Origin of the sequence: Methylibium sp. (genome assembly GCF_031393925.1) — a bacterium.
Classification (GTDB): Bacteria; Pseudomonadota; Gammaproteobacteria; order Burkholderiales; family Burkholderiaceae_C; genus Methylibium.
On the sequence record NZ_JANMWL010000044.1, the window covers coordinates 1 to 12876 of the forward strand.

Annotated in this window: 13 protein-coding genes and 2 pseudogenes; 8 read left to right on the plus strand and 7 right to left on the minus strand. The window is 67.7% G+C overall.

Translation table 11 applies throughout. The annotated features are described in order from the left end of the window. Positions 1 to 450: pseudogene (locus RMO12_RS03290) on the plus strand (UbiD family decarboxylase domain-containing protein); the annotation flags it as partial. A gap of 233 nt (positions 451 to 683) precedes the next feature. On the opposite strand, the gene RMO12_RS03295 reads toward RMO12_RS03290, so the two are convergent. Beyond that, positions 684 to 1514, minus strand: a complete 831-nt coding sequence (locus RMO12_RS03295; RefSeq protein WP_309638182.1) for a YdcF family protein — start codon at positions 1512 to 1514, stop codon at positions 684 to 686. Between the two features lie 114 nt (positions 1515 to 1628). Between RMO12_RS03295 and msrA the strand changes: the two genes are divergently transcribed. Then, complete coding sequence (gene msrA, locus RMO12_RS03300) at positions 1629 to 2174, plus strand: peptide-methionine (S)-S-oxide reductase MsrA (RefSeq protein ID WP_309625740.1); 546 nt, start codon at positions 1629 to 1631, stop codon at positions 2172 to 2174. Between the two features lie 22 nt (positions 2175 to 2196). Here the strand turns inward: msrA and pdxH are convergent, their stop codons facing one another. Next, complete coding sequence (pdxH, locus tag RMO12_RS03305) at positions 2197 to 2841, minus strand: pyridoxamine 5'-phosphate oxidase (RefSeq protein WP_309638183.1); 645 nt, start codon at positions 2839 to 2841, stop codon at positions 2197 to 2199. A 227-nt stretch (positions 2842 to 3068) separates the two neighbouring features. Here pdxH and RMO12_RS03310 point away from each other — a divergent pair, with 227 nt between their 5' ends. Continuing rightward, positions 3069 to 3704 carry a nucleotidyltransferase family protein gene (locus tag RMO12_RS03310; RefSeq protein WP_309638184.1) on the plus strand — a complete coding sequence of 212 codons (636 nt, stop codon included), beginning with the start codon at positions 3069 to 3071 and terminating at the stop codon, positions 3702 to 3704. A 90-nt stretch (positions 3705 to 3794) separates the two neighbouring features. Here RMO12_RS03310 and RMO12_RS03315 read toward each other — a convergent pair whose 3' ends face one another. From RMO12_RS03315 to RMO12_RS03335, 5 genes are all read right to left on the minus strand, one after another. Further along, positions 3795 to 4448: a gamma-glutamylcyclotransferase gene (locus RMO12_RS03315; protein ID WP_309638185.1), complete on the minus strand. Its 654-nt coding sequence runs from the start codon at positions 4446 to 4448 to the stop codon at positions 3795 to 3797. A gap of 142 nt (positions 4449 to 4590) precedes the next feature. Continuing rightward, positions 4591 to 4986, minus strand: a complete 396-nt coding sequence (gloA, locus tag RMO12_RS03320; RefSeq protein WP_309625736.1) for a lactoylglutathione lyase — start codon at positions 4984 to 4986, stop codon at positions 4591 to 4593. A 138-nt stretch (positions 4987 to 5124) separates the two neighbouring features. After that, positions 5125 to 5700 (minus strand): TMEM165/GDT1 family protein, encoded by a 576-nt coding sequence (locus tag RMO12_RS03325; protein WP_309638186.1) that lies wholly within the window; start codon positions 5698 to 5700, stop codon positions 5125 to 5127. Next, positions 5700 to 6479 carry an SDR family NAD(P)-dependent oxidoreductase gene (locus RMO12_RS03330; protein ID WP_309638187.1) on the minus strand — a complete coding sequence of 260 codons (780 nt, stop codon included), beginning with the start codon at positions 6477 to 6479 and terminating at the stop codon, positions 5700 to 5702. Before RMO12_RS03330 ends, RMO12_RS03325 begins: the two co-directional genes overlap by 1 nt. Positions 6480 to 6648: 169 nt before the next feature. Further along, complete coding sequence (locus RMO12_RS03335) at positions 6649 to 7617, minus strand: MBL fold metallo-hydrolase (RefSeq protein WP_309638188.1); 969 nt, start codon at positions 7615 to 7617, stop codon at positions 6649 to 6651. A 223-nt stretch (positions 7618 to 7840) separates the two neighbouring features. Here RMO12_RS03335 and RMO12_RS03340 point away from each other — a divergent pair, with 223 nt between their 5' ends. The 5 genes and pseudogenes from RMO12_RS03340 to RMO12_RS03360 form a co-directional block, all read left to right on the plus strand. After that, a complete protein-coding gene (locus tag RMO12_RS03340; protein WP_309638189.1) occupies positions 7841 to 9556 on the plus strand; it encodes a histidine kinase in 1716 nt (571 codons plus the stop codon). Then, positions 9553 to 10362: a response regulator transcription factor gene (locus tag RMO12_RS03345; protein ID WP_309638190.1), complete on the plus strand. Its 810-nt coding sequence runs from the start codon at positions 9553 to 9555 to the stop codon at positions 10360 to 10362. Before RMO12_RS03340 ends, RMO12_RS03345 begins: the two co-directional genes overlap by 4 nt. A 2-nt stretch (positions 10363 to 10364) precedes the next feature. Beyond that, positions 10365 to 11000 (plus strand): isoprenylcysteine carboxylmethyltransferase family protein, encoded by a 636-nt coding sequence (locus RMO12_RS03350; protein ID WP_309638191.1) that lies wholly within the window; start codon positions 10365 to 10367, stop codon positions 10998 to 11000. Positions 11001 to 11092: 92 nt separating this feature from the next. Next, positions 11093 to 12115 (plus strand): phosphatase PAP2 family protein, encoded by a 1023-nt coding sequence (locus RMO12_RS03355; protein ID WP_309638192.1) that lies wholly within the window; start codon positions 11093 to 11095, stop codon positions 12113 to 12115. Continuing rightward, positions 12112 to 12876: pseudogene (locus tag RMO12_RS03360) on the plus strand (spermidine synthase); the annotation flags it as partial. The gene RMO12_RS03355 and the pseudogene RMO12_RS03360, both read left to right, overlap by 4 nt.

The following is a 12876-nucleotide window of genomic DNA, read 5'->3' on the forward strand; positions in this document are numbered from 1 at the left end:
GACTTCTACCTGCCGCCCGAGGGCTGCAGCTACCGCATGGCGCTGATCAGCATCAAAAAGGCCTACCCGGGCCATGCCAAACGGCTGATGTTCGGTCTGTGGAGCTATCTGCGCCAGTTCATGTACACCAAGTTCATCGTCGTCACCGATGCGGACGTCGACATCCGCAACTGGCAAGACGTGGTCTGGGCCATCACCACGCGCATGGACCCGGTGCGCGACACCACGCTCGTTGACCAGACCCCGATCGACTACCTGGACTTCGCCTCGCCCGTCTCCGGCCTGGGCGGCAAGATGGGCCTGGATGCCACGCACAAGTGGCCGGGCGAGACGCAGCGCGAATGGGGCCGGGTGATCACCATGGATGCGGCGGTCGAACGGCGCGTTGCTTCGATATTCGATGCGGTCATGAGCGTGAGCGCTGCTCAATCGACGCCCCTGCGCTCATAGCAGCATCGTCTTGGCAATGCCCTCGGCGGTCATCTACGCTTGACTCACCTGCAATGCAGGTATCTGAAAGGGCGCAGTCTCTGCGCTCCAGGAGCCCCGGACCTCTACTCTCCGGAGCCCCGAAAGGTGGTCATGCCACCTCGCCCCTCCTACCGCAACGGTCGGGAGGGGTTTTTCATTGGGGGTGCTGATTTCAAACCCCGCATCACGCGCCCGTGCTCGGCGGCCTCGTATCAAGCGCCCATCTGCATGCCAAGTGCCTCGCGCAGCACCAGGCGCACCTGCTCGAAGCCTTCGCTGCTGGGCAGCCAGTCCAGCAGCGCATGCTCGGCCGGGACAAAGTAGCCCATCGGCGCTGCCGTGATACGCATCGAATCGCTTGCCGCCTCACGAAACGCGCGCAGCGCGCGCGGCATGTGCCAGGCATGCGTCACCAGCACGATGTGGCGGATGTGCGCGTCGCTGAGCTTCTTCACGGCGAGGCGAGCGTTCTCGCGCGTGTCACGCGAGTCGGTTTCAAGCCACTTGATCGGCCGCAGGAAGTCGCGTTCGGCCACACGCTGGGCGATTTCAGCTTCCGACAGCCCCGGCTCGTCGGCGGTTTGCGCCCAGCCGATGCCGCCGCTGAAGGCCAGTGGCAGCCCGGTTTCGCGGCCGAGTCGCACGGCGTAGCGCAGCCGCTCGATCGAATGCGGCTTTAGGTCGGCCATGCCGCTCTCGGGCGCGCGCGAGATGCGTCCGCCGCCCAGCACCAGGATGGCCGCGGTCGGTGCCAGCTGCTGGCGGCCGGGGCGCAGCGCTGCGATCTCGGCGCTTGCGAGCGGCGGCGTCGCGGCCAGCAACTGCCCTTGTAACCAGCGGCCAACGCCCTGGCAAGCGCTCAGCCACATGAGGCTGACCGCCACGAGCACCAACACCGTGCCGGGCCGGCGCCGCACCGCCACCACGCGCGCACCCACCAGCATGAGCACCAGCAAGGGCACGGGCGGCAACACGAGCGCAGTGAGCAGTGGCTTGAGCGATTCGAGTGCGGCCATGACCATCGAGTGAGTGGGGCGCGCCATTGTGGGCGAGGGACCCCGCGCGGCGCCGGGGCATCATCACGTTGCGACACGCTGGCGTCGATGCTGCGGCATCGTTCACGCCATGCTGACCCCCGAGCCTTGCGAGGAGATCCGATGACTGTCCCCGTTCTGCAAACCGCCACCCTCGGCGGCGGCTGCTTCTGGTGTACCGAGACGGTGTTTCTCGACGTCGACGGCGTCACCGCCGTCGAGTCCGGTTACTGCAACGGGCATGTCAACAACCCGAGCTACGAACAGGTCTGCAGCGGCGCCACGGGCCATGTGGAAGTGGTTCGCGTGCAGTTCGATCCCGAGCGACTCGGCTTTCGAGAGCTGCTCGAGATTTTTTTCGTGGTGCATGACCCGACCACGCCCAACCGCCAGGGCAACGACGTCGGCACCCAGTACCGCTCGGGCATCTACACGCATGGCGAGCGGCAGGCCGAGACGGCCCGGGAAGTGATTGCCGAACTGCAGGCGAGCGGCGCGGTGCGCGGGCGCATCGTCACCGAGGTCGTGCCCGAGACCAATTACTGGCGTGCCGAGGACTACCACCAGAACTACTTCGCCCAGCATCCCGGGCAGGGCTACTGCGCCTTCATCGTCGCGCCCAAGCTGGACAAGTTTCGCAAGACCTTCGCGGCGCGGCAGCGTCGCTGAGCCACACCGGGTCGCCGCCTGATCACGGCGCCAGACGCTCGCGCAGCCAGCCACTCCCGGTTTGCGGCGTGTAGCGCAGGCGATCGTGCAGCCGGCTCCTGCGCCCCTGCCAGAACTCCCAGCGCTCGGGCAGCAGGCGAAAGCCGCCCCAATGCGGCGGGCGGGGCGGGCTGAGCGCGAATCTGACGCCGAATTTCGCCGCATTGGCCACGAGAACGGCGCGCGAGGTGATGACCTGGCTTTGCGGCGAGGCCCAGGCGCCCAGGCGTGAGTCGAGCGGGCGGGAGTGGAAGTAGGCGTCGGATTCCTCGTTGCTGGTCTTCTCGACCCTGCCCTCGATACGCACCACGCGCTCGAGCTCGACCCAGTGGAACTGCAGCGCCGCGACCGGATTCGCGGCCAGTTCCCGGCCCTTGCGGCTTTCGTAGTTGGTGTACCAGACGATGCCGCGCGCATCCAGGCCTTTGAGCAGCACCACGCGGGTCGACGGCCGACCGTCCACGCCCACCGTTGCCAGCGTCATCGCGTTGGGCTCGGGCAGTTGCGCCGCAAGTGCTTGTTCGAGCCAGCGCTCGAACTGCGCCAGCGGATTGGCGGCCGAGTGCGTCTCGTCGAGCTCACCTTGCTCGTAGTTCTTGCGCAGGTCGGCGATGTGGTGGGCGTCCATGCGCAAAAGTGTAGGCGCGCGTCACGCGCGATCCCGCGCCGCGGCGAATCGCGAATCGCCTCACGATGATGCGCGGCGCGAACGCGAGCGCTCGGTCGTCGTCAGTGATCGGCGCTCTTGGCAGCGGCGGGACGAGGGGAAGGCCTTAGGTGAAGCTCCCACTTCCGTTCGGTGCGACTGCGCGGTGTCATGCCTGCACGATCAGGACTTGAACAAGAGGTGCGCCGGTGACGCAAGCGGTGGTGGTGGTGTTGGCGGCGGGACGGGGTTCGCGCTTCGCTGGCGAGCGTGCGGGCCACGGTCACAAGCTCGAGCAACCGTTTGGCGCCTCGACGGTGCTCGGCACCACCTTGGCCCATGCCATGCAAAGCGGGCTGCCGGTGGTGGTGGTGGTCACCGAGCCGTTGCTTGCGCATGCGACGTCCCTGCTGGCGGCGCGCGACATCGTCGTCCTTCCCGAAATGGGCGACCCGGCCAGCAGTGCGCCGCTTGGCATGGGTTACTCCATCGCGAGCGGCGTGTCCGTGCGCCCCAACGCGCGCGGTTGGCTGGTGCTGCCGGGCGACATGCCGATGGTGCAGCCCGCCACCTTGCGCTCCGTTGCCACCGCCCTGGCCCAGCACCCGGTTGTGTATGCGCAGCATCAGGGCCGGCCCGGCCATCCGGTGGCCTTCGCGTCCGAGCTGTACTCCGAGCTGGCCACGCTCAGCGGCGACGAAGGCGCCCGCCGCCTGATCGCCCGCTACCCCGCGCACGGCGAGGAAGTGCCTGACCGCGGCGTGCTGCTCGATCTGGACACCGAAGCAGACCTACACCACCTGCGCGCCGCGCACGCCCTGCTTGCGGCGGCGGTCGCGACCTGAGAGATTGGCCGGCGGCCTGGCTTGATGCAAAGGCGACCGGGGCCGAGGCCCGGGCGGACGCAGGGGAGAAGGTGACCCGCAGGCTGCCGGCTAAGCCGCCAAACCGTGCCGCCTGGCCAGCGCGAGTTGGCGCTCCACCGCCACGTCGCGGATGCCGAACTTGCGCAGGCAACTGGCGGTTTGCACCAGGTACTCGAGCGTGCTGCCGAAGCGCCCGCGAGCATGGCGCAACACGGCGAGCAAGCTGTCGTCGTCGAGTTGGCCGGTGTAGTTGGGGCTGCATTTGCTCAAGGTGAATGCGAGCGCGTCGACCGGGCCTTGCGGCGTCTGGCAGGGCAGCCATTTGGGATCGTAGACGCCGGTGGGCATCTCGCGCGCCCAGAGGCGCCGCAGCTCGCTCTCGGCACGGTCGCGCTCGATGCGGTAGACCATGCCCCGGCACGAGCCGCCGCAGACCAGTGCGAACACGAGGCCGGGCGACTCGGGCGTGCCGCGGTTCACGCGAGAGCGCATCTGCAGGGCGCGGTGGTGGCCGTGTACGCGGGCCAGACGTTGTTCGGTGGCGTGGAATTCGGGACGCCAGATCAGCGACGCGTAGCCGAACACCCACAGGTCTCGAGTCGCGTCGCGTTCCGCGAGCGTGCGTTGAAGCAGGGCTTCGGGGTCACGCAGCGGTGCCACGCTGCAAGTGACGCCGTCCGCCGTGTCGGCCGGTCGGGGATCGTGATCGAAGGCTTGTTGCACACAAAGAGATTGCGATGCGAGGGCCTCGTTGTCAAGCCGCAAGCGGTCCCGAGGCGCGCAAAAGTCCGCATGCAGCAGCGCCCACGCAACGCAATTTGCAACGCGGCGTATCGGTGCGGCTCGGGCCGCATTCGCCGATCGATCAGGAGCGTTCGATCAGCTCGATCTTGTAGCCGTCCGGGTCGGTGATGAATGCAATGACCGTGCTGCCGCCGGCCACCGGCCCGGCCTCGCGCGTGATGGCGCCGCCCAGGGCCGCGGCCTTGCCGCGCACCGCCGCGCACGTGGCCGCCACATCGGCCACGCCGATGGCGATGTGGCCGTAGGCGGTGCCCAGCTCGTAGCGGCTCACGCCGTGGTTGTGGGTCAGCTCGAGCTCGGCATGCTCCGGGTTGGTGCCGTAGCCGAGAAAGGCGAGGCTGTACTTCTGCTCGGCTCGCTCGGTGGTGCGCAGCAGCCGCATGCCGAGCACTTGCGTGTAGAAGTCGATCGAGCGTTGCAGGTCGCCGACGCGCAGCATGGTGTGAAGCAGTCTCATCTCGAGGGTGGCGCAATGAAGAAAAGGGTGGAGACGGGCAACGGTGCAAGAGCGTACCGCGTTGTGCGCGATCGATCCTCTGCACGTCTTGCACGCGAATGCACGGCGGCCCCGCAGGCGTTCGCGCCCGCGCGCCCCTCAGGGCCCGACGCCCGCCAGCACCAGCACGCCGAGCAGTGCGAACACCAAGGCCGCAATGCGGCGCATCCAGGCGAACGGCACGAGCCGCAGCGCGCGCTCACCCAGCAGTACGGCCGGCACGTCGGCCAGCAGCATGCCCAGCGTGGTGCCGGCCGTCACCACCACCGGCGAGGCGTACCTGGCGGCCAGCATGACGGTCGCGATCTGAGTCTTGTCGCCCATCTCGGCGAGAAAGAAGGCGACCAGCGTGACCCCGAAGACACCGAGCGAGGAGGGCGCGGGCGCCGCGTCGTCGTCCATCTTGTCGGCCACGAGCGTCCACGCGGCGACGGCCAGGAAGCTCAGTGCCAGCGCCCAGCGCAACCGCTCGGCCGACACCACGCTCTGCACCCATGCGCCGAGCGCGCTGGCGCCGGCATGGTTGGCCAGCGTGGCCACCAGGATGCCCAGGATGATCGGCCACGGCCGCCGAAACCGAGCCGCCAGCAGCAGCGCGAGCAGCTGCGTCTTGTCGCCGATTTCGCCGAGTGCCACCACGCCGGTGGAGACGGCGAACGCTTCCCAGCTCGACATCAAACCGTGTAGTTCAGCGCCAGCCGGCCGCCGTCGGCATAGACGATCTGGCCGGTGAGGTAACTCGCCGCGTCGCTGGCCAAAAAGGCCACCAGGTCGGCAATCTCGCTGGGCTCACCCAGGCGCCGCAGCGGTGTGCGTCCGAGGATGCGCTGGCGCGCCTCGTCGCTGGTCAGCACCGCCTTCGCGGCCAGCTCGGTGGCAATGGTGCCGGGCGCCACGGCGTTGACGCGCACGCCATGGTCGGCCAGTGCCAGCGCCATCGCTCGCGTGAGCTGGTTGATGCCGCCCTTGCTGGCGTTGTAGCTGGCAATAGTGGCCATCGCCATCAGCCCGTTGACCGAGCTCATGTTGACGATGGCGCCCGCCTTCTGCGCCACCATCACGCGCGCGCAGGCCTGACCGACGAGGAAGCTGCCCTTCAGGTTGACGCCGATCACCGCGTCCCAATCGGCCTCGGTCACGTCAAGAAAATCGGCCGCCTTGAAGATGCCCGCGTTGTTGACCAGCACGTCGACGCGGCCGAAGGCGGCCAGCGTGGCTTGGAGCGCCGCGCCGACCTCGGCCGCGCGCGACACGTCGCAGTGCAGGTAGATCGCGCGCTGGCCGGCGGCTTCAAACCGGCGGGCCAGGGCGTCGCCGCGTGCGTCGTCCACGTCCCACAGCGCCAGAGGTGCGCCTTCGCGCGCGAAGCGCTCGGCGCAGGCGCGACCGATCCCCTGGGCGGCGCCGGTGATCACCGTCACCTTGCCGGCGAGCGCGAAGTTCACTGCGTTCATTTGGGGGGTTCCTGAGTCAACGAGCGCTGTTTCAGCGAAGAGCGATACGCATCCGTGGCGGCGGTTCTTGCTCCCTCCCCCGCTGGGGGGAGGGGCCCGGTGCGGCCGGTGCTGACTGGTGCGCTGGCCCCCATCCCAGCCTTCCCCCAGCGGGGCAAGGAGCTACACGTCACGGCTGGCCCGCCGCGCGCGCCTCGCGCTCCAGCCACACGGCCAGCCCCTGCGCGTTGAGGTCCACATCGGTGGCGAGCAGGCGGCCGATCTCGGCGTCGTCGAGCAGGCTGCCTTGGGCGCGCAGGCGCTCGCGGTACAGGCACGCCAGCGCGGCCGCGAGCTGCGCATGGCGTTCGGGCGCGCTGGCGAGCGAGCGCGCCAGCGCGACCATCTCGTCCACCTGCTCGCACAACTGCCGCGCCAGCGCCGGCACGTCGCCCACGCGGCCGTAGTGCGTGATGTACATGCACTGCGGCGCGCGCTCCAGCAAGCGCGCGACCGACGCCTTCAGCGCCTCGGGGTCGAACTGCACCGGCGTCGTGGTCGGCAGCAGGTAGCGACCGCGTGGCGTCACGAACTCGGGATACGAGATGCCGAAGGTGTCGCCGCTGAACCAGCCGCGGCTGCGCTCATCCCAGATGCAGTGGTGGTGGCGCGCATGGCCCGGCGTGTCGATGAAGTCCAGCGCCCTTCCACCCAGCAGAAGCGTCATGCCGTCGTGCGTCGTCAACACCCGCTCGGCCGCCACCGGCCGCACATCGCCATAGGTGCGTGCCACCTGCTCGGCCCCGTAGACGCCGCTGGCGCCCAGCACCAGCGCGCTCGGGTCCACCATGTGCGGCGCACCGCGTGGGTGTGCCACCAGCCGGGCGTTGGGCAGCTGCTCCATCAGCGCGCCGGCCGCACCGGCGTGGTCGAGATGGACGTGCGTGACGATCACGAAGTCGACCGCCTCGCGAGACAGGCCCTGCGCATCCAGCGCCCCCAGCAGGCGCGGCAGCGCGTCGTTGGTGCCGGTGTCGACGTACGCGGCGCGGCCCTGGTCCACCACCAGGTAAGCGGCGTCGAAGCGCTCGCGCACGAAGCCGGTGTCGATGGCCGTGATGCCGTGGCCGAGGTCTTGAAGGTAGGGGAATGCGGGCATGGGGCTTGCGTGAAGGCGCGGGTGATTTCCATTGTAGGAAGCACCACCCAGCGTCCGGCACGCCGGCTGCGCCCTGCGCGTCGCGACGGTGCCACCCGCCACTAGTGAATCAGTTGGTGGCGTCTCAGAGACACCACCAATCATTTCGCTGGGGAGACCATCGATGTAGGTTAAAAGACAAACGCTCGCTTCGCCCCCGCGAAGCCCGAAGGGGGTAAGCGCCTTGAGTTCGACGCCGTTCGTCGCGACGCGCCCTTTGGGCAAGTTCTCCCGCCCGAGCGCGCGGTTTGCTCGGCCGCTTCCCTCGGAGTTCGCCTTCCTGCGCTTCGTGGCCGGCATGCGCGCGCTGCTGGCCGTCGTGGGCGGCATCGGCGTCCTGGGCCTGCCGATGGCGGGTGACGCTACGCAGCCTTCGGTCGTGCTGCTCGTGTCGTGGGCTTACCTGCTGTGGTCTGTCGTCCTCATGGCCAAGACGCTCGGTGGCTGGCCGCGGGCCGCGTCGCTCGTCTGGCCCTGGGTGGACGCGGCCGTGCTGCTCTACTTGCTCCAGCCGATGTCGCCACTGGCGCCGCTGCTCGGGGCGGCCATCGTGCTGCCGGTCGTGGCCCTGGCCCTGCTCGGGGGCGTGCGGCACGGCGTCGCGCTGGCGGTGGTGTGTGCGACCACCATGCTGGTGCTCGCGGGTTGGCACCGCAATGTCGGCGCGCTGCCGGCGCTGCCGCTGAGCATTCCGATCGTGCTGCTGGCACTGGGCCCAGCGGCGGCCTTGCTGGTCCACCCCAGCCGGGAGTTGCGCCAACGCCTGCAGCTGCTCGAACGCTTCAACGACCGCTCCGACCCGCGCCAGGGCCTGCGTCACCACGTCGACGTGCTGCTGGACCAATTGGCAGCGCATCTGGACCTGAGCCTCGCGGTGTTCAGCATGCAGGGACCGGAGCCCCGCATCTTTCTGTGGCGGCCCGGCACGGGTGCAGAGCCCCTTGAAGACGCCGACTTGCAGGCCTGGCGCGATCGTCTTGACGCCCTGCCACGCGAGTGCAACTTCATCAGTCACGGCAAGGGGCGGGCCGCAACCGTGATCGCGTATGACACCGTGCGCGAAACCCGGCGCCCGGTCGCAGAGCCAGCATGCGACGCCATGCGCGCCCTTGGCGAGCATGCCGTGGCCATGCCGCTGCAAAGCTACGGGCAGCCGCTCGGCCAGTTGTGCCTGGCCCGTGCACAACCTGCCTTCGACCGCGACGACCTGCAATGGCTGCACGGCCTCATGCGCGAAGTGCTGCCCCTGCTCGAGCGCAGCGACCAGCTCGAGCAGCTTCAGCGCGAGAGCGCCTCGCGCGAGCGCGAGCGCATCGGCCGCGACCTGCACGACAGCGCCGTGCAACCCTATCTCGGGCTCAAGTACGGCCTGGAAGCCCTGGCGCGCCGGGCCGGCACCGACAACCCCGTCTGGCCCGACATCCAACAGATCCTCAAACTGGCCAACGACGAGCTGCAAATCCTGCGCGACGTGGTGAGCGGCCTGCGCAGCGGCCACGACCCCACCGAGCCGAGCGCACCGGTGGTGGCCGCGTTGCAGCGCCAGGTGGCGCGCTTCGAGGCGCTGTACGGTCTCAAAGTCCACGTCTTTGCGCCGCAGGCCCCCCTTTTGAGGGGGTCGGCCGCCAAGGCGATGCTGCACATGGTCAACGAAGCGATGACCAACGTGCGCCGCCATACGTCGGCCACCGCTGTCACCGTGCTGATCGATGTCGACCCTCATCACGTGGTCATGCGGCTGCGCAACGATCACGGCGCCGGCGAGCCGTTGCCTCGTGACTTCGTGCCTCGCTCCATCACGGAACGGGCTACACAATTCGGGGGTAGTGTTTCTGTCAGTCATGAGCAAGACTTCACCGAGGTCGCCATAAAACTGCCGTTATTGGGAGCCATAGGATGAGGAACCCCTTTGTTCAGGCCGCCACGGCCGCGCCATCGAGCGCGACCCTGAGGCCGATCCGTGTGTTGCTGGCCGATGACCACGTCATCACCCTTTGGGGCCTGCGCCAGCTCGTCGAGAGCGCGCACCCGAGGTTGGCGGTTGCCGGCACCGCCGGCACCTGCTGCGAGGTGCTGGAACACCCGAACCTGGCCCAGACCGACGTGGTGCTGCTCGACCTGGGCCTGCGTGATGCCAGCGCGCTGCAATGCGTGCCCAGGCTCGTGGGCGAGTGCGGCGTCAAGGTGGTGGTGCTCACCGGCGAACTCGACCCCGGCCTTCACCGCGAGGCCGTGATGCTCGGCGCCCGCGGCGTGGTGCTCAAGTCGCAGCCGGCCGACCACATCCTCGAGGCCATTGAGCGTGTACACCGCGGCGAGGTCTGGCTCGACGGCTCGCTCATGTCGCTGCTGCTCGGCTCGGTGCCGGGCCTGGCGCTCAAGCACGCCGGCCCGGTGGACCTGCAGCGCCAAAGCATCGAGAGCCTCACCGCCAAGGAGCGGCAGGTGATCCAGGCGGTGGTGGCGCAACGCGGCGCCAAGAGCCTGGTCGTCGCCGACGCACTGGGCATGAGCGAACACACGCTGCGTAACCACCTGACGGTGGTCTACAGCAAGCTCGGCGTGCGCGGCAAGCTCGACCTGTATGTGTTTGCGCTGGAGCATGGCCTTGCGCCGGGAGCTGCCGTGCCGCGCACGGCCGCCGGGCCGCGCGTCGGCCCTTACACCGGGCTCGACCGGCGCGCTGCATTAGACGCAGCGGCCTGATCGTGAGCGACACGCCGCGCGACAGCGCGTTGACCGAAGGACTGCTGCGGGCTTTTGCGCTGCTGTTGCTCGGCTGGTTTGTCTGGAACGTAGCGCGCGTCTGGTGGGCCGATACCGGCCGCTACACCCTGCTGCTGCTGGTACTGGCCGAGACGGTCACGCTGCTGCTCGTGCTGTTCGCGCGCCGTGCGCTGGTGCGCGATCTCTCGCCCCTGGCCATCGTCGCGACTGTCTATGCCTGTCTCTACTTCGTGCTGTACGAGTTTGGCGACACCCGGCACCTTGCGCCCGAATGGCTGGGCGCCGCCTTTCAGGTCAGCGGGCTGGCGTGGCAGTTCTTGGCCAAGCTCACGCTCGGCCGTTCCTTCGGGCTGCTGCCTGCCGCGCGCGGCCTGGTCACAAGCGGTCCCTATCGTTTGGTGCGCCACCCCATCTATCTCGGCTACCTGATTGCGCATGTCGGGTTTTTGTTGAGCAATTTCTCCTGGCGCAACCTGCTGGTGTTGGTGCTGGTCTATCTGGCCCAGACGGTGCGCATGCTGCGCGAGGAAGCCGTGCTCGAGGCCGGCGAACAGCGTTCGGCCTACCGCGCCTACCGCAGCGCGGTGCGCTGGCGCATCGTGCCCTTTGTCTTTTGACCGCGCCGTCCCTTTCGCCCGGGACAAAGCTCCTACTGCACCCGGGCGCATCCTGCCTCGTGCCGAACTCGTCAACGCCATAGGCTGCACGCATGCGGTCACCGGGTCACCAGCTACCCATCACGGGTCGGGTTTCGTCATTCGAGGCCGGGGCGAAGCATGTCGATCGAGTAGAAGCCAATCGCAAAGTCACCACGACCCCACCATCGCAGGCGTTACAGCAGGTCATGGATGTCCTCAGGTCGATCTGCCAGCCGAGTCCTGCCTGGGTCGCGACATTGGTCGTCCTGATCATTGATGGCGGCTGGATCGTCCTCGGCGGATGGACAGTTCCGCCCTCGAGCGTCGCCACCACGGGTGGCGCCTTCGCGGCATTTCTAACTCCGCTCTGTTTTGATCGGTATCGGGACGATGTCCGAATCTCTGGCACCTTGCGCGTCGGCGCATTGCTAATTCTGTTCACGGGCGCGACTGCGATCCTCAGCTATCTCGTTGTCAGCACCAACGCGAATTTGGTGGATGCACGGCTGGCCGCGTGGGACCGCTCGATTGGCTTCGACTGGCTCACTGTCCTCCAGTGGATGCAGGCGCATCCGTCCATTCACGCCAGCCTCGGGGTCGCCTACAGCAGCGGCTTGCCACAGATGGCGTTCGTGGTCGTATTTCTCGGCTTCACTGCGCGCTCTGCGCAACTCAATGAGTTCATGTGCTTGTACTTTGCCGCCGTATTGGTGGTCGTCGCGCTTTCGTGGCCCTTTCCCGCAGCGGGTCCATGGGCACACTATTCGTTGTCGGCAATGCTCGATGCGTCCTCCATGTCGCACTTTCATCTCCTGCGTGATGGCAGCCTGCGCACACTCGATCTGAAGGAGATGCAAGGTCTCATCTCGATCCCGTCCTTGCACACTGCGCTTGCAATGATTCTGGTGTACGCAATGCGCGGCACCAGACTCTTCTCGGGGTTCGTTCTCTTGAACGGTTTGATGATCCTCGCCACCCCGATCGAAGGGGGCCACTACCTCGTTGACGTGCTGGCTGGCGCCGTCCTCGCCCTAACTCTCATCGCGTTCAGCCGGTTTTGGGTGGCAGGTGCGTTCAGGAGATCTCGACCATGAGCTCGTCGTCGGCCGTTGCCACGCCACAAGCGCGCGCTGAAACGGCGCCGACGAGGCGGATTCAAGTTCTCTGCGTGTTGTTTTTTCTGTCCGGCTTTCCGGCACTGATCTACCAGCTCGTTTGGCAGCGGGCCTTGTTTCGCATCCTGGGCGTCAATATCGAGTCCGTCACGATCGTCGTGACCGCTTTCATGCTGGGTCTGGGTATCGGCAGCATTTTCGGCGGATGGCTCTCGCGAATACGGCATGTTCCGCTGCTGTTGCTGCTGGCTACCATCGAATTGTTGACCGGTGCATTCGGGCTCTTCTCGCTGCAGATCTTCGAGCACGTCGGCGGCGTTGTCCTCGGCTCGTCCCTGCCAGTGACCGCGCTCACCACGCTAGCGTTGGTCATCGTTCCCACCTTGCTGATGGGCGCCACCTTGCCCTTGCTAGTGGGCCACCTGGTCCGGCGCTCCGGGCACGTCGGCAGTGCCGTAGGCCTGCTGTATTACGTCAACACGTTGGGCGCCGGCGCCGCCTGTCTGTTTTGCGTTGTCGCCTTGTTTCCGTGGTGGGGCATGCAGGCGTCGGTCGTGCTGGCCGCAGCGGTCAATGCGGCTGTGGCCATGGGTGCAGTCATCGCTTTCGCCGTCGAGCGTCGGGCGGCGAGGCGACCATCAACGGTCCCCGCTCCCGCAGGGATCTCGGTCACGCAGACTCCGGCGTTGCCATTCGCTTGGGTGCTGGTCATGTCGGCGGCAGTCGGAATGATCTCCTTG

Coding starts and splice junctions, on each gene's coding strand:
- RMO12_RS03295 (WP_309638182.1), bottom strand. CDS start 1,514: ATGGCGCGCCCCACTCACTCGATGGTCATGGCCGCACTCGAATCGCTC.
- msrA (WP_309625740.1), top strand. CDS start 1,629: ATGACTGTCCCCGTTCTGCAAACCGCCACCCTCGGCGGCGGCTGCTTC.
- pdxH (WP_309638183.1), bottom strand. CDS start 2,841: ATGGACGCCCACCACATCGCCGACCTGCGCAAGAACTACGAGCAAGGT.
- gloA (WP_309625736.1), bottom strand. CDS start 4,986: ATGAGACTGCTTCACACCATGCTGCGCGTCGGCGACCTGCAACGCTCG.
- RMO12_RS03325 (WP_309638186.1), bottom strand. CDS start 5,700: ATGTCGAGCTGGGAAGCGTTCGCCGTCTCCACCGGCGTGGTGGCACTC.
- RMO12_RS03330 (WP_309638187.1), bottom strand. CDS start 6,479: ATGAACGCAGTGAACTTCGCGCTCGCCGGCAAGGTGACGGTGATCACC.
- RMO12_RS03335 (WP_309638188.1), bottom strand. CDS start 7,617: ATGCCCGCATTCCCCTACCTTCAAGACCTCGGCCACGGCATCACGGCC.
- RMO12_RS03345 (WP_309638190.1), top strand. CDS start 9,553: ATGAGGAACCCCTTTGTTCAGGCCGCCACGGCCGCGCCATCGAGCGCG.
- RMO12_RS03355 (WP_309638192.1), top strand. CDS start 11,093: ATGCGGTCACCGGGTCACCAGCTACCCATCACGGGTCGGGTTTCGTCA.